We start from the raw sequence: 20254 nt of genomic DNA, 5'->3' as shown, positions 1-20254 counted from the left end.
TTTATCCTTCTCCCATTACTTTATTGAACTCTGAGAATAAAAACACCAAAGGTTCTGCCGGGGTTGTCGGCTCCTGTAATGGCATTTGGAAATCCGTTGGGCTGAGGTGGAGCAACAGTTCCCATGGGTACAGATACATTTCCTCCCTGGTATGTTCCACTGGCTACCGGGGTTCCCCACAAGTCAAACACACTGTAAATTCGGTATGATTGTCCGCTTTGCAGATGGTTTGAAAGATCCGCGTTAACCTGACTCTGATCATTCCAGTTATATATAATTAGGTCAAACCTACCTGAATCGTACTGATTGTTTTGCACAACCACTTTGGTCCCGGTTGGCAGACGGTTGGAGTATGAATTGTTTGGGAAATCAGAAGGATGTGGTCCGATTTCTGCACCAAAAAATTGGTTGTTTTCGGCTATTGCAGATCTCCATTGTCCTCGCGTATAAGTATTTCCTACAATATAATTATCTCGCAATTCAATAAACTCGTTCCAGAGCTGCGTGCTTCCATCAACACCCAGAGTGGCGCTGTATCCGAGTCGGAGGCTTCGGGCATTTGCCACCGGCGTCCAGGAGTGGTTTCCGATTAAACGTGTCCGATCCACCGGTTGATGGCCACCTATCAGAAGTCCGTCTGATTCGCCATATACACTGGCGCCTTCAATCGAAGCGCCTGTGCGGAACCAGACATTGCGCAAAAAGTCGAATCCTTCAAGATACCCATTTTCAGTATAGGCATGAATTCCAAATCCATATCCAAAGAACAGAATGTTATTGGCAATGGTTTTGGTTCCATTTCTATTTTGCGCGTATATGCCATGACCTCTGCCACGTTCTGAAAAGAAACCATTGTTATAAATGATATTTCCGTAGAGTTCGCTGTCAATGGCACCGGTCCAGAAACCTACACCCCCTTGGTTGTTATGGATTATACAATTGATGAGTTTTGAATTTGGAGCTTCAAATTCAACACCTCCAACCAGCTGCATACGATTGGTGTTTGTGTTGGTTATTTCCAGTTCTCTGAATATTACCCATTCACCCTGAATTAACAAAACATGTCCGCCAGATCCTGACTGGCCATTTATGGTAACCCTTTTACCCGGCTCTGCGGCAAAAATAATGTGGTTGTTCCTGGTGCCTCTTACACTACTCGTAAATCGTCCATTATAGGTTCCCTCTTTGAGAATGATAAGGTCTCCGGGTGATGCCGGGCCATTGGCTCTCAAAGCAGTGGCGAGGTCGTAAGGGTCGTTGTAGGTTCCTGCAGCATTTGAACGGCCGTTTGGTGCCACAAAGAAAGCTGCATCTGCCATGTTTACCGGCCCGGAGGTGTCATTATTTCCCGTTGAAACCGTCACCGATAACGAACGCGAGTTACTTGTTCCACATGCATTCTGGGCAGTTACCGCAATTGTACCACCCGATGCCCCTGCAGTAACAGTAATGGTGGAACTGTTTTGCCCGCCTGTAATATTCCAGCCGTTAGGTACAGTCCAGTTATAAGTGATGCCCGGAGTATTAGTAACAGAATAAGTAATTCCTGTTTGTCCTGAATTTACCTGAGTTGAACCGGAAATGGTTGAAGGTCGTGCAGGCGTATTACCGGCGATATTGATATGATAATCACTCCCTGAAACAGGGGATGCCGTTACTTTTGCATGTTCAACTGCACCCAAACTGTTGGTTACATAAGCTGTAAATCTGAGTTGATCTCCAAAAGCAAAAGGAAAGGTATCTGCTGTTTTTAACAACAGTTCATTATTATCATAAAGAGCTCCCGATAATCCAGTGTACCTTATGTTTGGAGAATTTGCTGAGGAGGTGCTGCTTTGAATCATTTTAATACTCTGGTTGCCATCCGGAGATTTAACATTCAGCAGAAGGATTTGCTGCCCGGCTCCATTAAATGTAAATGTATGAACACCTGAATCCAGATAATGACGTTCTGTTAAAAGCAAACGTCCCTCTAAATCATTTACAGATAGAACGAATTCATCGGCACTTTTAACGTGCACATCAAATCGTGTTATATCGGTAAAGGGATTTGGATAGTTTTGCGACACTGAAAACTTTTCAGGTTTCCTGACAGTTCCGTCTCCAACAGACAGTCCTGTTTCAGTTATAACGAAAACATTGTTGGGATAATAAATTGTGGCGGAACCCTGGCGGGCCAAATTTTCGATAATTATGCTATCGGGATCGGTTATTTCACATTGATAACTGGTGATGAACTCCAGCCTGATTTCATTTGCATGGATACTTATCCATGCAAAATTAAGGATTGTCAACAAAGTGACGATAATTTTACTGTACATCAGCGCATTAAATTTAAAGGCAGAAACAATCCACAGGATTATTCTTCCGGTAATACTTCACATATCATACTTCTCAGAGAAAACGGCTATGGCCATTTTCTCACGCGAACTTGCCTTTTGGGTTATGGCTGATGCCTGAGGTCATATTAAACGTAACTATTGCCTATTTATTTCTATATTTAATGTTAAAGTGATAAGTATTTTGTGTTAAAAAACATTCAACAAACTTTAATGTTTACACTTTTTATCATTATAAATCCCAACGATTTTTCGCTTACCTTTTTATATTGAATATTTTGAGGTTATCTTTGCATTTTGTTTTTTGCTACTCACTTTTTCAAGTAAACAATTATTAACCAATGAGTCAGATAGAATTAAGCGAACAGGAGCAAATCCGACGAGATAGTTTAAAGGAACTTTACAAACTGGGTATCAATCCCTTTCCTGCCGATGAATTCCCCGTTACCCATCAATCAAAAGATATTCTGGATCAATTTGATGATCATCCTGATCAGTTTCAGGAGGTGGTTTTAGCGGGTCGCATTATGACACGCAGAATTATGGGTAGCGCTTCCTTTGCGCAGATTAAGGACGGGAAGGGACGCATGCAGGTGTATATCCGCCGTGACGATATTTGTGAAGGAGAGGATAAAACCATGTACAATACGGTTTTTAAACGTTTGCTTGACATTGGAGACATCATTGGAGTTAAAGGGTTTGTGTTTAAAACACAAACCGGTGAAATCTCTTTACATGTAAAGGAACTCACCGTATTAGCCAAATCTGTTCGTCCTCTTCCAATCGTAAAAGAGAAAGACGGGAAGATTTATGACGCATTTACCGATCCGGAAATGCGCTATCGTCAGCGTTATGTTGATTTGATAGTGAATGATCATGTGAAGGAGACCTTTTTGGCCAGAACGAAAATTATGAATACCATGCGAAATTTCTTCAATGAGCGTGGTTATTTAGAGGTGGAAACGCCAATTTTACAGGCGATTCCCGGAGGAGCGGCAGCTCGTCCGTTTATTACTCACCACAATGCCCTTAACATCCCGCTATATTTGAGAATTGCTAACGAACTTTACCTTAAACGCCTGATTGTAGGTGGCTTTGATGGAGTTTACGAGTTTGCCAAAGATTTCCGAAACGAAGGTATGGACAGAACCCATAACCCTGAGTTCACCGTCATGGAAATCTACGTGGCTTACAAAGATTATAAGTGGATGATGGATTTTACCGAAGAGATGATTGAACGTGTAGCTCTTGAGCTACACGGAACTACGGAGGTAAAACTGGGAGATAAAATCATAAATTTTAAGCGTCCCTTCAAACGTGTTCCCATGTTGGAAGCCATAAAAGAGCACACTGGAATGGATGTTTCAGGAATGGATGAAAAGCAGTTGCGTGATGTTTGCAAAAAGCTCAATATTGAGGTGGATGCTTCCATGGGAAAAGGAAAAATGATTGATGAAATCTTTGGAGAAAAATGTGAGCATCACTACATTCAGCCCACATTCATAACCGATTATCCGATTGAGATGTCGCCGTTGTGCAAAAAACACCGTGAAAATCCAGAACTTACCGAAAGGTTTGAGTTAATGGTAAACGGCAAGGAACTGGCAAATGCCTACAGCGAGTTGAATGATCCCATAGATCAGTTGGAGCGTTTTCAGGATCAGCTGAAACTTTCGGAGAAAGGCGATGATGAAGCCATGTTTATTGATCACGATTTTGTTCGTTCATTGGAATATGGTATGCCCCCTACCTCGGGAATGGGAATTGGGATTGACCGCCTCACTATGTTTATGACCAATCAGGAATCCATACAGGAGGTGTTGTTTTTCCCGCAAATGCGACCCGAAAAGAAAGCGGAGAAAGATGGTGACGACAAATTCGAAGCTTTAGGGATTCCCGAAGAGTGGATACCAGTTGTTCGAAAAGCCGGTTTTCAGAGAGTAAAAGATTTATTAGAAGTTGATAATCCAAATAAATTGCACCAGCAATTGTGCGGACTAAATAAAAAGAATAAACTTGGCCTGACAAACCCATCCAAAGAAGAGGTTTCAGAATGGCTTTCGCAAAGTTAAGTGCGTAACAAAAACAATATTATCATGGACGTAACCGCGTCGAAAATCGGAATTATAGGTAGTGGCAGCTGGGCAACAGCCATAGCGAAAATGGTGTTAATCAGTTCTGAAAAACTGAACTGGCATTTCAGAAGTCCCGAATATATTGAAAGATTTAAAACAGTAAAACATAACCCAAATTATCTCACATCTGTTGCTTTTGATATTGACCGGATTTCATTTTTTCAGGACATCAATGAACTAATTGAAGCCTCTGATATATTAATTTTCGCAAATCCATCGGCTTTTTTAAATCAACTCTTATCCGGGTTGACGGTGTCCCTTAAAGATAAGCTCATAGTTTCAGCAATTAAGGGACTTGTGCCAGAACATAAATTAATCATCGCCAGTTATTTTAATAAAATCCATGGTGTTCCGCTCGATCAGATTGCAGTTATATCAGGTCCATGTCATGCGGAAGAGGTTGCCTTGGAAAGGTTGTCCTACCTTACCATCGCTTGTCAAGATGTTAAAAAGGGACGCGAGTTTGCTTCCAGATTACAATGCAGTTTTATAAAGACAGTGGTGTCGGATGATATTTATGGGACGGAATATGCCGCAGTTTTAAAAAATATTATGGCCGTAGCATCCGGGATTTGTCATGGATTGGGCTATGGTGATAATTTCCAGGCAGTTTTAATCTCCAATGCCATACAAGAAATAAAACGATTTGTTGATACTGTGCATCCCATTACTCGTGATATAAAAAGCTCTGCATATCTGGGAGATTTATTGGTTACTTGTTATTCACAGTTCAGCCGGAACAGAACTTTTGGTACCATGATTGGGAAAGGGTATTCTGTAAAAAGCGCACAACTGGAGATGCTGATGATTGCCGAAGGTTACTACGCAGCCAAGAGTATAAAAGAGATAAATGATAGGTACAAAGTGAACATGCCTATTACCGATGCTGTTTATAACATCATATACGAGAAGATATCCCCTACCATTGAGATCCGGTTATTAACCGAATCTCTGAGATAAAGAGGAGCTTATTTTTAATGTCAAAAAATTCACATTTAACAATGCAAAAAATTTCAATAGACATTCAAAAAACCGGAGGCTTTATATCACTTGATGAAGTGAAAAAGCAAGCCGGAAATGTGTTGGCCTGCCAACAAAAACTTCATGATAAATCCGGTGCCGGGAATGATTTCCTGGGTTGGATGGAGCTGCCTGAAGCCATCACCAGCGAGGAACTTAAAACCATTAAAGCTACGGCTGACAGGTTAAGCGAGCAATCAGATGTCGTTGTGGTGACCGGAATTGGCGGAAGCTACCTTGGAGCCAGAGCTGTAATCGATGCTTTGTCCAACTCTTTTGATTTTCTGATGGCAGACCGCAAGCGGCCTGTTGTTTTATATGCCGGACAAAACATCGGAGAAGATTACTCCCATGAACTTTTAGAACTATTAAAAGACAAATCTTTTTCGGTAGTGGTAATTTCCAAATCAGGAACAACTACAGAGCCTGCCATCGCATTCCGATTATTGAAAGAACTGCTGGAAAAGAAACATGGTGCAAATGAAGTGAAAAACCGAATTGTAGCCATTACCGACGAAAGCAAGGGTGCTTTAAGAACACTTGCCGATCGAGAAGGATACCAAACTTACGTTATACCTGACGATGTTGGTGGACGGTTTTCTGTTTTAACTCCCGTAGGGTTACTTCCTATAGCTGTAGCCGGCTTTGATATTGAAAAACTGGTAGAGGGAGCTCGTGACATGGTTAAAGCAACTGCACCCGATGTGAGTTTTGAAGATAACCCTGCAGCAGTTTATGCAGCAGCCAGAAATTTATTATATCAAAGTGGAAAGAAAACTGAGATCCTTGTTAATTATCACCCAAAACTGCACTTTTTGGCAGAATGGTGGAAACAACTTTACGGAGAAAGTGAAGGTAAAGAGAACAAAGGAATTTTCCCGGCTGCCGTTGATTTCACAACTGATTTGCACTCCATGGGACAATGGATCCAGGAAGGTGAACGTACCATTTTTGAAACGGTTATCTCTGTTGAGAATTCCAATCATACCGTTAAAGTTCCTTCCGATAAAGATGATCTCGACAGCTTGAATTATATTGCAGGAAAGAGAGTAGATGAGGTTAACAAAATGGCCGAATTAGGCACTTTGGTTGCACATGTAGACGGAGGTGTTCCCAACATCCGAATCTCTGTTCCTCAACTGAACGAATACTTCTTGGGGCAATTGATTTTCTTCTTTGAAAAAGCTTGTGGAATCAGTGGATATGTTTTGGGAGTAAATCCATTTGATCAACCGGGAGTAGAGGCATATAAAAAGAATATGTTCGCACTTTTGGGCAAGCCAGGTTTTGAGAAAGAAACTGAAGAAATTCGCAAAAAGCTATAGAGTCGGATATTATTATTTAGATAGTAAAAATATAAAGAGGCTGTCGCAAAAGTCTAATAACAACTTTCAATACATACAATTTGCAAGCAACCTCGTTTTACCCCTTCAAACCTCCCCCAAGTGGGAGGCTTAAAGTCCCCCTATTGTTTAGTCAAATGACTTTAACTCGGGGGATTTAGGGGTGAATTATTTATGTGTAATTTATGTTTTTAAAGATGAGGATAATTAAAATTTACTTTTGAGACAGCCTCTTTCGCTTCTATATGTATTCATCCGAAAATAATTTAGTTAATTAATTGGCCGAATGGAACTTCCATGAGCTGTTATTTTCGTGCTCTTGTTGTGAGTTGCTCACTCATGGGCGTTTCATTATTACTTTCTTTCAACAGTTTCGTATGAAAATTGCAAGTTGGTTTTAGGATCGGTAAATGGACCTTCCATCATTACACTGTTCCAATCGTCTCTCTTAATTTCAGGAAACCAGGTGTCCACATCATCAAATTTATGATGGATGTGCGTAAAATATATGCGCGTGGCTACCGGCATGAAAATGTCATACACTTCGCCTCCGCCTATTACAAACAATTCTTGCTCTTTTCTGCACTTGTCCAACACATCTTCTATGGTACGAGCCATTTCACAGCCATTACAAGTCAACTGTGGGTTGCGGGTTAAAACGATGTTTCGTCTGTTTGGCAATGCTCCGTTTGGCAAAGATTCGTAGGTCTTTCGTCCCATCACGATCGGATGGCCTGTGGTGAGTTGTTTAAACCGTTTTAAATCGCCGCTGATATAGGCAAGTTGGTCGCCACTAAAGCCTATTCCGCCTTTTTTGTCAATAACCACTATAATTGAAATATGCATAGTTGATTTTGCTTATGGTTTTGAAATAATTAAACAGCAATATCGCCTTTTATATGGGGGTGGGGGTCGTACCCTGTTAAATTAAAGTCTTCAAACACAAAATCATCAATTGATTTTACATCAGGGTTGATTTCCATTTTCGGCAATGGTCGTGGATTCCGGGATAATTGGAGATTCACCTGATCCAAATGATTCAGATAGATATGTGCATCACCTAAAGTATGCACAAAATCACCTGGTTTAAGACCTGTAACTTGTGCCATCATCATGGTTAAAAGTGCGTATGATGCAATGTTAAAAGGCACTCCGAGAAAAATGTCGGCACTACGCTGATACAACTGGCAACTTAACTTTCCATCGGCCACGTAGAATTGGAATAAAATGTGACATGGAGGCAGCTGCATCTCATCTATCTGACCTGCATTCCATGCACTTACGATGTGTCTTCTTGAGTCGGGATTGTTTTTAATGGACTCAACAACTTGCTTAATCTGATCAATATGTCCGCCGTCATAAGTCGGCCAGGATCTCCACTGGTATCCATAAATGGGCCCCAACTCCCCGTTTTCAAGCGCCCACTCATTCCAGATTCTCACTCCGTTTTCCTGAAGATATGCCACGTTGGTACTCCCCTTTAAAAACCAGAGTAATTCGTAAATAATGGATTTCAGATGCAATTTCTTTGTCGTAACAAGAGGAAAGCCATCCGAAAGATCAAACCGCATTTGATGTCCAAAAACACTCAATGTCCCTGTTCCTGTGCGGTCTTCCTTGCGAAAGCCCTCAGAGGTAACTCTTTTTATAAGATCCAGATATTGTTGCATTTTTTTTATTGTTTCAAATCAATGGTTGTCATAATTGGGAAATGGTCTGAATAATCCAGAGGTAAACGTTCAAAATTAAAGGATTCAAACTGTGGATCGTGAAAAATGTAATCGATCCTGAATGAAGGTAATCTACCATTATAAGTCCCTCCAAAGCCAACGCCCGACTCCCGAAAGGCATCTTTCAGATTGCCTCGCATGGTTCGGTAAACATATGAAACCGGTGTGTCGTTAAAATCGCCACAAACAATCACCGGATATGGCGAATTCTCAATATGCCTGGCCAAAAACTCTGCCTGACTTGAGCGGGATTTAAACGCCCTGGTAATTTTTTGTGAAATGTTTCGTAATCCCTGTCGCTGACTATCGCTCATGCGGAAATCCAAACTATCAAGAACGCTCAATTCATGATCCTGAAATCCAATGGATTCAAGATGTGTGTTGAAAACGCGAATGATCTTTCCATCCACATTTACATCAGCATAGCTTGCCATGTTCAATGAGTTTTCAAACCTGATGGCATTGCCGTTTACTATGGGATGCTTTGAAAATATGGCCAGTCCGTAACCTGTATTTCCGGGATGAGTTCTGAGATAATCAACTTGCCGGTATCCATATTTTCTGAATCTGGCAATAATGGCCGTAGGCGTGTATTCATCACGCCTCATGCTGGTAAAATACTCCTGAAAACAGATGATGTCAGGATCTTTCCTAAGAATATATTCAAATATGGCTTCAGGCGCACCATCCATCCCGGAATGTTTGTAAAAATCAAACATTCGTGTGTTGTATGACATGATGGTAACCGGGCGTTCAAGCTGCTGAATGTTATCTATGGTTTTTGCACGAAACTGAAAAGTGTTGTTCCAATGTTGCAATGAGATGGCCAATACCACAAAAGGAATCAGTGATAATAAACTCTTTCTTATGAGCAGCCATCCCAGCATAACCAGATTCAATAGCCAAAATACCGGGAAGGCAAATCCGGCAAAGGCAAAAATATGCAAACGCGCAGGGTTAACATATGCTGTGAGAACCGACAGAAGTATCAATACTGCCGGGGAAAGCACGATAATTAATGATATGGAATATATTAGCTTTTTCAACTTTCTAAATGTAAAACATTAATCATTATCCTGGCTCGCCTCAAAAAGAATCTTCTTCTCCTCTGCGGTGAGGCTGTCGTATCCGCTGGTTTTAATTTTCTCCAGAATTCTATCTACCTCTTTCAAACGTTTCGTTTTAATGGCGTTGTATTCCAGGTCAGATAACGGTCTTTTGTGTGTAACTTTCAGGTTTTTTTTCTTGGCGAACAACTTCGACATTTCAGATTTCTTGAAATGTGATGGAATTCCTGAATAACTTCCGGTTCCCTTTTTACTCCATTGCCATCCTAAATAGAGTCCCACAACCGCTCCTCCCATATGCGCAAGGTGCCCACCTGTATTACTTAGTGCCGGGATGCTTATTAAATCGATGATAAAGGCTACCAGAGCAATGTATTTTAATTTTACTGAGCCAAAGAACAACAGAAAGACCGTGTGATCGGGGCTAAACCGTGCCACTGCGAATAATATGGCCATAACAGACGCCGATGCTCCAAGCAGTATGGATGAAGGAACCACATTGTAAAAAGCCGGAACCAGGTTGTACGCCAACAGATAAACGGCAGCCCCTGCAATCCCTCCTAAAAAATAAGTTTTGAGAAATAAACGGGATCCTATTATTTGAAGAAATAGTCTCCCAAACCAATACAGATATAGGATGTTAAACAGAACATGAATAAAATCGAAATGAAGGAACATGTAGGTTAAAACCGTCCACGGCCTTACGAGCAGTCGTGCCGGCTCAGATGGCACCGAAAAAAAGGCCAGCCAGGGCCGAATGGCATCAGGAGACCAGCCGCTGAGCACCAAAAAAAGCTGAATGAAGCGAAAAGCCAAAAACACTCCAATGTTGATGTAAATCAACCGGGTGAGGATGGTTCCGTATTTGAAGGATTCCTTAATTTCCCTGATAATACTCATAATGTGTTAATAAATCCCTTTCTTCTGCCAATATTTAATTAAAATAAAACCCCACAACATGCCCCCCAGATGAGCAAAATGAGCTACATTCAAATGTCCCATATTTACTGATGTATATCTGCTAATTCCCAAAAACAGTTCCAAAACTCCATAGAAAATTACAAAATATTTTGCTTTTATCGGTATAGGAGGAAATAATAACATCAATCTGGTATCGGGGAACAGCATTCCAAATGCAAGCAGGATTCCGAAAACGGCACCCGATGCTCCAATGGTAACATGACTATTAAGAAAATCGGTGCGAAATCTCATCAATGATTCAATAGCCACCTCTCTGCTTATTTCCTGGTTCGGTTGCAGCACGAAAAACTGACTGAGATTTTCGTGTGTGGGGTTATTCATTGCATTCGTGATCTCTTTTAACACAGGCACAATCTCAATATACTGAACTGTAAGATGAATAAGTGCTGCGCCAATCCCGGTTACAAAATAGAAAATCAGAAATCGTTTGGGACCCCATACCATTTCCAGCATCCGCCCAAACATAAAGAGAGCAAACATGTTGAAAAAAATATGGTAAAACTGCGGGTAGGCATGTAAAAACATATATGTAACCAACTGATAAGGCTGGAAATCATCTGCCATTGGCACATGCAATCCCAGAATCTTTTCGAGTCGTATGCCGAAATTCTGAGCCAGCAAAATGCTGGCCAGAAAAAATATCCCGTTTATTATCAGTAGATTTTTAACTACCGGAGTCAGTGATCCAAAGGGTGATGCTCCGAAATTCATATCGTATGGTTTAAATTTCTATCTAAATCGTTTGTCCAATTCTTCGTTATCGATGATGGTGATAACAGGTTTTCCTGTCGGGGAAAAATGTGGCATGTTACAACGAAATAATTTTCCTGTGAGAGAAGTCATCTCTTCGGCGGAAAGAGTCTCCCCGTTTTTCATGCACGCGTTGCGTGCCATGATGGTTGCCAATTGCTCCCTGATCTCTTTTGCCGGATCAACTTCCCCGGTTTTGTATGCTTCCAGCAGGTTTTCAATGACCCTGGAAGCATTTACGTGATCAAATTCTGAAGGAATTCCGTTTATACGGAATTCTCCATTGTTAATCTCTTCCAAATCAAATCCAAATATAGAGAGTTCTGCCTTTATTTCCCTCAGTAATGTACACTCTTCTTCATTAAACACCAAGGTTTCTGCAAAAAGAACCTGCTGGGTGGTAGATTTGTTCGTTTTTATTGAATGTAAAAACTGTTCGTACAAAATTCGCTCATGTGCTCTTCGTTGATCAATGATCATTAATCCTGACTTAACAGGTGTGATGATAAACCGGCCTTTCATCTGAAAGTAGGTAGCCGATGATGGCGGGTTTTCCATCTGATCGGGTGTTGGCACTTCGTCAGTGTAATCGGGGTTTTTTCGTGATGGAAGAACGATGGACTCTGGTGTTTCATCCTCATCTTCAAAGGAGGTGAGGTTCTCAAAATCAGGTTCATCATCGGAATCTCTGTAAAGAGATTCCCAGCCTGAAGTTTTGCTCCGGTTTATCGATGTGCTGTAATCCGTTTTAAACGGATTGTAATCGGGATTGAATTTTACTTCCGGCATCTTAACCTCAGATTGTCTGGTAAATGCCGGAATATTAATTTGCCCTTCTGTATCAAAATCAATAGAGGGAACGGCGTTGTGCTTTCCCAGGCTCTCTCTGACTGCGGCGTTGAGAATTTTCCAAATCAGTTTCTCATCCTCAAATTTTATTTCCGTTTTGGTGGGATGAATGTTTACATCAATTAGGTCAGGGTTGATATCAAAAAAGAGAAACCATGAAGGATAGGCATCTTTTGCGATCAGGTTCTCATAAGCATCCATAACGGCTTTGTACAAATATGGATGCCGCATGTAACGATTGTTCACGAAAAAATACTGATCGCCGGCAGTTCTCCTCGCAGTTTGGGGTTTCCCAATGAAACCCCGCACGTTTACTATAGACGACTCGGTGTTTACAGGCAGCAGATGTGCGTTGCACTGTTTCCCTATGATGCCAATGATTCTCTGTCGTAAATTCGATTGCTGGAGATTAATCAATGGCTGATCGTTATGTATGAGAGTGAAAGCCACTTGCTCATTGGCCAACGCCACTCTTTGTACTTCGGTAATGATGTGACGCAATTCGGTGGCATTTGTTTTTAAAAACCTGCGCCGTGCCGGTACATTATAAAACAGGTTTTTAATTAGAAAGTTGCTGCCTGTTGGGCAAGAAACCGGTTCTTGTGTTTCCACTTTCGATCCTGCGATAACAATTCGGGTGCCCAGTTCTTGATCCGCAGTTTTTGTGTTGAGTTCAACGTGAGCAACTGCTGCGATGGATGCAAGAGCCTCACCGCGAAATCCCATAGTCCTGATGGAAAACAGATCATTTGCCTCCTTTATTTTTGAAGTGGCATGGCGCTCAAACGCCATGCGTGCGTCGGTCTCACTCATCCCACTGCCATTGTCAATAATCTGAATGAGTGTGCGTCCGGCGTCTTTAATAATGATCTTAACTTCGGTGGCACCTGCATCAATGGCATTTTCTGTAAGTTCTTTAACTACCGATGCAGGCCGTTGTATAACTTCACCCGCTGCTATTTGGTTGGCAACTGCATCGGGGAGGAGCTGAATGATATCCGACATGGGCTTTTCTCTTATTTACAGAAGCAAACAGGTTTTACATAAATTGACTGTACCAGTCGTAACCGGCATGTAACAGGTAATAGAATAAGGCCATCAATGCAATAAGGATGACTACCAGTCTGATGTTTGATTTTCGTCGTACACTTCTGCTGACTTCGAATGTGTTTTTTATTCTACGACGCATTTTTCCTTTTATGCGATCTTCAAAAGAGCTGTCGGTTTCTCCATCCTCGGTGGGATTTAATCCCATCTCAACCCTGATTCTTCTTTCTCTTTCCCTGCGTTCCTCTTTTGCCTCATCATAATAGATGGGATCAAGATGAAACTTTCGGTGCTGGGGGATTTTAATAAATGAAAATCTCATGCTTTTTTCTTTGGTTGTATGGTTTTAAACGCAAAAACTTTGCCTTTTTTGCTTTTCATTACCATCTGAATATTATATGATGCAAATTTACAAAATTGGGTTGGTCTTTCCATATTTTTAATGAAGGAGTTATGCGCATTGATTTTTACATGATCTGATTTCGTGAATTTTTGTGTGGGGTTTTAAACTTCCTGCTTAAGATCATTAATTGCGAATCCGGCATCACTGTTATTTGAATAAGGTTTATCCATAACATCATCATCCTCGCCGGCAAACTCTGTAAAATAAGCTTCAAATTGGAAACCAGAAAAATTAAGGAAATCAGATTTATGTGACGTAGCTTTTATAGATTGTCTGTCTGAAGTATACGACATGACTCATTGTCTCCATACATGGATGTTTGATTACAACCTGTTAATAGGGATCCTCCCTTAAGTTAACATATGAAAAACCATTGTTTTTTCTATTGCACACGTGTGTTTTTAAATCTAAGAAAAAGCTCGTCATATTACTGTACTTAAGTGGATTAAAAAGGCCGTTCTGTTGTGGTCTGTGTGACAAACAATTATAAAAGCAGAAATGAAAAAGAAAAAAAATAAATGTAAAAATTCTTGCATTGAAAGCAAATTTAGCTTAAAATTGAACTTTGAAAATAAAGGTATTTTAATGTTTCAAGTTTATGCCTAAAAGTTAGCAGATTTGCAATATTAATGACGTATTGACTTATTTATAAAGCTCTTAACTTTTCTGATTTATTAGATTAAAGGATCTTTGTTGTTTTATTTAGAATGTGAACAAACGTGAAATTTGCATAATCGTTTAGTTTATAAAACAGCCAAGTATAGAATTTGAGATAAAATGAACATAAATAATGATTCATTTCTAAAGTAGAGAGCATATATCAATTTATAATGGTTTATAATTAAAAGTAAGAATTGATGAGAATAGAAAATAGATATCAACAAAAAATGAGTTATTATTAAATAAAACATTAAGATTTGAGCAGAACAGAACAGTATACTAATTAAATTTTAAGGTGACGATTTTCAAGCAGTATTATTTATTTTTTAACTTTAACTAGAGAACTATGAGAAAAAATCTGATTTTAATTTTTTGCTTGTTTTTAAGCTACACTACATTTGCGCAACAGCGTGTGAGTGGTGTAGTTAATGACAGTCAAAACTTTCCTGTTCCGGGCGTAACCGTTCTGGAAAAAGGGACAACAAATGGAGTCATCACAGACTCTCAAGGAAGTTATACAATTGATGTAGCCGGTGCAGACGCTGTATTGGTTTATTCATTTGTAGGAATGGAAACACAAGAAGTTTTAGTAGGAAATCAAACTACAATTAACGTCTCAATGCGGGATTTCTTCTCGGATTTGGATGAAGTTGTGGTAGTTGGTTATGGTGTTCAGAGAAAAAGATTAACTACCGGAGCAAATATTAATGTCGGTTCTGACGATATTCTTCGTCAGAGTAATACGGAGGCTCTTGGCGCTATACAAAGCCAGGTGTCGGGTGTTAATATTGTTCAGAACTCTGGTATGCCAGGTGAAGGGTTCAAAGTTAACATTCGTGGACTTGGAACCATTGGTAACTCGCAGCCTTTATATGTAATTGACGGGGTTGCCGGTGGAAACATTAACCACCTGAATCCAGCCGACATTGAGTCAATTGATATCTTGAAGGATGCTGCATCTGCGGCCATTTATGGTTCGCGTGCTGCCAATGGTGTAATTCTAATTACAACAAAACGCGGACAAAGAGGAGCAATGCAGGTTTCATATGACGGTTACGTTGGAATTCAGCAAATTGAGAATTTGGCAAAACCACTTACTGCCAGCCAATTTATCGAAATTCACACTGAAGAGAGAATTCAATCCGGCCGCTCCCCTGAAGACTGGGCAGGTAAAATACCCGGATTGTACCAACAAATTCAGAGTGGACAGTGGGACGGAACCAACTGGATGAATGAGATCTATAACAAGAATGCTCCGATCCAGAACCATGCGATTAACATCAATGGAGGTTCAGATCAATCTGTATTCTCTATGGGATTCTCTTACTCTTCTCAGGAAGGTGTATTGGGTTCACCAGTGGAGCCTCATTTTGACAGATATACCGTACGTCTAAACAGTGATCATACCGTAATTGAAAGTAATGGACGTGACATTGTGAAAGTTGGACAAACTTTGAATTATGGTTATACGGAAAGATCCGGGATTGCAATAGGTGGAATGTACTGGAATGATGTGAGAAACATGTTATCAGCAAGTCCATTGGTTCCTGTCTATAACGATGCCGGAGAGTGGTTTGCAAATGCTGACACCCAATCATCAGGTTTGGCTACTGTTAGTCCACGACTTTACAATCCCGTTGCTCAGATGGTTCTTCAAAGAGGGATGAATGAATCCCGCAATTATAATCTGAATGGTAGTGCATATTTACAAATTATGCCCATTGAGAATTTAACTTTCCGAAGCCAGTATGGTTACAGATATAATGGTAACACATACCGCAACTACGAACCAGGCTATGACCTTGCCGGTGATGCAAGAAGTGGTGCACCAAGTATTACACAAACTTCAGGAAATGGTCACAACTGGACATTTGAGAATACTTTAAACTACTTGCTAAGACAAGATGCACATACTGTTGACGTGCTTGTTGGACAGTCCATCGAAAAATGGGGATTGGGATCAAGTATAAATGCACGAAATGCTTACCCAACATTTGTTGGTTTTGAGTATGCTTATCTGGATAACACTGATGGTATCACAGCAGGTGTAACCAGAACTCAAGGAGCTCCTCATGCTCAAGGTCAATTGGCATCTTTCTTCGGAAGGGTAAACTACGACTTCAATGAAAGATACCTGCTGACACTTGTGATGAGAGCAGACGGTTCTTCAAACTTTGCGAGAGGTAATCGTTGGGGATATTTCCCTTCAGTTTCTGCCGGTTGGATTATGTCTGATGAGTCGTTTATGCAGGATATTGATGCCGTTGACTTTCTTAAGCTACGTGCAAGTTGGGGACAAAATGGTAATTCAAGCATAGATCCATTTCAATACTTAGCTCTGATAGGTTTTGGTAACCTAAATCAGTACAGGTTTGGTTCCGATAGGAGTCAACTGCAATTAGGTGGCTATCCATCAATGCTGGCTAACCCTGATGTGTCATGGGAAACTTCAGAACAGCTAAACATTGGTGTGGATGCCTATTTCCTCAGGTCGCGTCTTCAATTGGCTTTTGACTACTATGTGAAAGAGACAAAAGACTGGTTGGTACGGATGCCTTTACCTGCCATATATGGAGCCGATGGTTATATTATGGGTCCCGGAAGTATTCTTTCACAAGGAACGGATCCTATCTATCGCGTAGAAACAGGCTTCCCTATTGGTTATTTCTATGGATATAAGATTGCAGGAATTTTCCAGAATCAACAACAAATCGATAATTGGGATGGGCCATTCTTCCAGGAAAATCCTCAACCCGGAGATATCATTTTTGTAGATTATGATGGTGACGGAGAAATCACCCCTGATGATAAAACCATGATTGGTAATCCTCATCCTGATTTCAGAATTGGATTTGGAGTGAATTTTGCCTACAGAGGATTTGATTTTTCAGTATCAGGGCAAGGCGCTTTTGGACACCAAATTATGCAATCATATCGTTCATTTGGGGATAATGAATACCATAACTATACCACCGATATCTTAAGCAGACGTTGGCATGGTGAAGGAACTTCTAATGTGTTCCCACGCATGGTTGCCGGTAACAATCCTCAAAGGTTAGCCATCTCAGAAATTTATGTTGAAGATGGAGATTATGTTAGGATTCAAAACCTTACACTTGGGTATGATTTTAAGAGATTGATGCCTAATTTGCCACTAGGGCAAGCCCGTTTGTATGTTGCAGCCAATAACCTGGTTACGTTTACTAATTACTCAGGTATGGATCCTGAAGTTGGATATGGTGATGATCAACCATATGTGTCGGGAATTGATTTAGGATTCTATCCGTCTCCACGTACATATCTGATTGGTCTTAACCTGAAATTTTAAAACCATTAAATCTAGGACATTATGAAAAAAATATTATATTTATTGATTGCCGGTGTTTTGTTTATGGGATGCGAGGATTTTCTTGACACTGATCCTCTTACTCAAAAAACATCTGCGAACTTTCCTCAAACCCGAGCCGATGCGGAACAATTAATGGCCGGGATATACACCGTCATGAGTTCCTTACAACACAGGGCAGATGAGAGTCCATTCATTATATGGGAAATTGCCAGTGATGATAAACTTGGTGGTGGAGGTCTGAACGATGTGAAAGCCCAGGCTTATGAAACATTTCAATTCTCTGATAATGAAATGACATTATGGCCATGGCAAACTCTCTACCAAGGTATTCATCGTGCAAATTTTGCGCTTGAGGTTTTGGATAACGTGCCTGATCAAGAGTTAAGCCCTGATATGAAAGATCAATTTAAAGGTGAAGCTAAATTTTTAAGAGCATGGTATTATTTCCAACTGAATACCATTTTTAATGAGGTACCGCTTAAATTGACTACCGAGGCGATTAATTTACCTGCTTCTTCTGCGGATGAGATTTACGGACAAATTGCATCTGATTTAAAAGCGGCCATTGAGTTGATGCCGGATGTACCATATACCTCAACTCAACAAGGACGTGTTACTAAGTGGGCTGCTCAGGCATTGATGGCAAGATGTTTCTTGTTCTATACCGGTTTTTATGGTCAACAGTCTATCACGCTGCCTGAAGGTGGTTCAGTAACGAGAGCCAATGTTATTTCATGGCTTGAGGATCTTACAACCAATAGCGGACACCATTTGGTTGATGATTTTCATGAGTTGTGGCCATACACCAATTCTCTGACCATTGGTGATTATGATTATATTCAGGATTATATGGCAGAAACAGGTAAAACTTTACTTTATGCTGCTGATAACGGAGCAAGAAATCCTGAAGCTATTTTTGTGCAGCAGTTTAACAATTTTGCTGCCTGGAATATAGACAGAGGTTATTCAAATACTTATCAGTTGTTTTTTGCTTTGCGGGGTCTTCAAAACGTTGCCAGAACATTTCCGTTTGCAGGTGGTTGGGGACAAGGAAACTCTGTTCCGGAATCGCTGGTTAATCAATGGTTGGAAGATGAGCCAAATGATCCAAGGCTGTGGGCTTCAGTTATCGACATTGAGGCGGAGCTAATGCAGAGATATGTGCTTTCAGATCCTGAAGATCCGAATAGTGAGCTTGTTTATGCTGGTTATCAAAGAGGACAGTGGGATTTTGTGATGGAAAGTAACTACTGGGGCAAGAAAATTCATGGTGTTGCAGTAAGAACAGAACAAGGTCAGTACTTTAGTAGCTATAGCCACCTAATGTATGGTACTCAGAATAATAGTCAACTTGGCCATACCGATGATTTGATGTTCATACGTTATGCTGATGTTCTTTTGATGTTGTCTGAGTTGAAAGAAGATGCAACGTACATGAATGAAGTAAGAGCCCGTGTAGGTTTAGATCCTGTAACTTATACTCTTGAAAATCTTCAGAAAGAACGCAGATATGAGCTTGCATTTGAAGGTTTAAGATGGAATGATATGAGACGTTGGGGAGCTGAGTATACTACCACTCATCTTGAACATCAGGAAGGCGTTGCCATATTGGATTATGGTCAATGGACTACGCACACTGCTCTTCACCCATCTGGTTATACAGCTCGTTACAATGCTACCCAAGGATTTTTCCCAATACCTTTCAGTCAGATCAGACTTTCTGAAGGTCTATTGGAGCAAAATGCCGGATACACTGAAGGAGGACTTGGTTTATATCAAGGTTACTAATAGTTTTATATAAAACTGTTTTATTAATATTAAGGTTGCCAAAGAAATTTGGCAACCTTTTTTTGTGTGTAAAAGTGATTGTTCAAAGTCTTACCTTTTACGGTTGCAGAAAGGAGACTATTCGAGGATAATGGCATTTTATATTTGGAATGGAATGCGAATCAAATTCCATTTTTGTTTTCAAAGAGGTCATTGGATTTTGCTGTGAAGAGAAATCAAAGAGGCAATAATTATTGTTGTGTTATTTTCTCCCGAGATTCCAAGAATAGACTTGGACTATATATGAAGTTAAAAAGGGTTGTCAAAGAAATTGGGCAACCCTTTTTGAATTTTAAACTGTTAATTAAACAGATTCATAAGCATGTTCTCGCGTTTTTTTATACTCAATCTAACCCGTATAGAAACTTTTGGATGAGACCTCGGGAAAGTTCTTCCTGTTGTTGACTTTATCTTTTTTGACGGGATATTATCTCTGAGTCAAAACTTGACTTTAAAAATGTCTTTAATTGAGACTAGTTCTTTTTATCTATTTGCCAATGCAAAAATGTGTAAAAATAGATTAATGGAATTCTAAAAATAAAAGATCCCAATTTTAAAAGTTAAAAAGATTAAATAAAAGCATATTAATATATAATTGACAGAATAATATAATAATTTGATAAGAAAGTATTAGTGAGTAATAGTTTCATCCCTTAACTTTGCCTGAAAGTGTTCATTGAACACGAAGGTGTTTTAAATCGTGTAAGATTAGAAAAGACAATAACTACTGTATTATTTCATCTATAAAAATAGT

At 40.1% G+C, this 20254-nt stretch carries 14 protein-coding genes; 5 read left to right on the top strand and 9 right to left on the bottom strand.

The genetic code is table 11. The annotated features are described in order from the left end of the window. Positions 1 to 20 precede the first annotated feature (20 nt). Positions 21 to 2321, bottom strand: coding sequence for a hypothetical protein (locus B5X70_RS00235; RefSeq protein WP_079555849.1), 2301 nt, complete (start codon positions 2319 to 2321; stop codon positions 21 to 23). A 359-nt stretch (positions 2322 to 2680) separates the two neighbouring features. Between B5X70_RS00235 and lysS the strand changes: the two genes are divergently transcribed. From lysS to B5X70_RS00220, 3 genes are read left to right on the top strand one after another with little or no spacing between them, the layout of a single operon-like run. Beyond that, on the top strand, positions 2681 to 4411 hold the full coding sequence (gene lysS, locus B5X70_RS00230) for a lysine--tRNA ligase (protein WP_079555848.1): 1731 nt from the start codon (positions 2681 to 2683) through the stop codon (positions 4409 to 4411). A gap of 24 nt (positions 4412 to 4435) precedes the next feature. After that, entirely contained in the window at positions 4436 to 5434 is a 999-nt protein-coding gene (locus B5X70_RS00225; RefSeq protein WP_079555847.1) for an NAD(P)H-dependent glycerol-3-phosphate dehydrogenase, read from the top strand. Positions 5435 to 5475: 41 nt separating this feature from the next. After that, on the top strand, positions 5476 to 6819 hold the full coding sequence (locus B5X70_RS00220; RefSeq protein WP_079555846.1) for a glucose-6-phosphate isomerase: 1344 nt from the start codon (positions 5476 to 5478) through the stop codon (positions 6817 to 6819). 372 nt (positions 6820 to 7191) lie between these two features. Here B5X70_RS00220 and B5X70_RS00215 read toward each other — a convergent pair whose 3' ends face one another. The 8 genes from B5X70_RS00215 to B5X70_RS00180 all read right to left on the bottom strand — a co-directional run bounded on the left by B5X70_RS00215 (position 7192) and on the right by B5X70_RS00180 (position 13957). Beyond that, complete coding sequence (locus tag B5X70_RS00215; RefSeq protein ID WP_079555845.1) at positions 7192 to 7683, bottom strand: dihydrofolate reductase; 492 nt, start codon at positions 7681 to 7683, stop codon at positions 7192 to 7194. Between the two features lie 29 nt (positions 7684 to 7712). Beyond that, positions 7713 to 8507, bottom strand: a complete 795-nt coding sequence (locus B5X70_RS00210) for a thymidylate synthase (RefSeq protein ID WP_079555844.1) — start codon at positions 8505 to 8507, stop codon at positions 7713 to 7715. Between the two features lie 5 nt (positions 8508 to 8512). Beyond that, positions 8513 to 9613, bottom strand: coding sequence for an endonuclease/exonuclease/phosphatase family protein (locus tag B5X70_RS00205; RefSeq protein ID WP_079555843.1), 1101 nt, complete (start codon positions 9611 to 9613; stop codon positions 8513 to 8515). An 18-nt stretch (positions 9614 to 9631) separates the two neighbouring features. Further along, entirely contained in the window at positions 9632 to 10534 is a 903-nt protein-coding gene (locus B5X70_RS00200) for a rhomboid family protein (RefSeq protein ID WP_079555842.1), read from the bottom strand. A 6-nt stretch (positions 10535 to 10540) separates the two neighbouring features. Next, on the bottom strand, positions 10541 to 11326 hold the full coding sequence (locus tag B5X70_RS00195) for a rhomboid family intramembrane serine protease (RefSeq protein WP_079555841.1): 786 nt from the start codon (positions 11324 to 11326) through the stop codon (positions 10541 to 10543). 18 nt (positions 11327 to 11344) lie between these two features. After that, positions 11345 to 13219: a DNA mismatch repair endonuclease MutL gene (gene mutL, locus B5X70_RS00190; protein WP_079555840.1), complete on the bottom strand. Its 1875-nt coding sequence runs from the start codon at positions 13217 to 13219 to the stop codon at positions 11345 to 11347. A gap of 34 nt (positions 13220 to 13253) precedes the next feature. Next, entirely contained in the window at positions 13254 to 13583 is a 330-nt protein-coding gene (locus B5X70_RS00185; RefSeq protein WP_079555839.1) for a hypothetical protein, read from the bottom strand. A 182-nt stretch (positions 13584 to 13765) separates the two neighbouring features. Next, positions 13766 to 13957, bottom strand: coding sequence for a hypothetical protein (locus B5X70_RS00180; RefSeq protein ID WP_079555838.1), 192 nt, complete (start codon positions 13955 to 13957; stop codon positions 13766 to 13768). Positions 13958 to 14670: 713 nt separating this feature from the next. On the opposite strand from B5X70_RS00180, the gene B5X70_RS00175 reads away from it, so the two are divergent. Continuing rightward, positions 14671 to 17652, top strand: a complete 2982-nt coding sequence (locus B5X70_RS00175; RefSeq protein WP_079555837.1) for a SusC/RagA family TonB-linked outer membrane protein — start codon at positions 14671 to 14673, stop codon at positions 17650 to 17652. Positions 17653 to 17673: 21 nt separating this feature from the next. Then, the gene (locus B5X70_RS00170; RefSeq protein WP_079555836.1) at positions 17674 to 19461 is read left to right on the top strand and encodes a RagB/SusD family nutrient uptake outer membrane protein; all 1788 of its coding nucleotides are present in this window, start codon (positions 17674 to 17676) and stop codon (positions 19459 to 19461) included. Positions 19462 to 20254 lie beyond the last annotated feature (793 nt).

It is taken from the genome of Alkalitalea saponilacus (assembly GCF_900168165.1).
Lineage (GTDB): Bacteria > Bacteroidota > Bacteroidia > Bacteroidales > Marinilabiliaceae > Natronoflexus > Natronoflexus saponilacus.
This window is presented reverse-complemented; position numbering and strand designations above follow the sequence as displayed.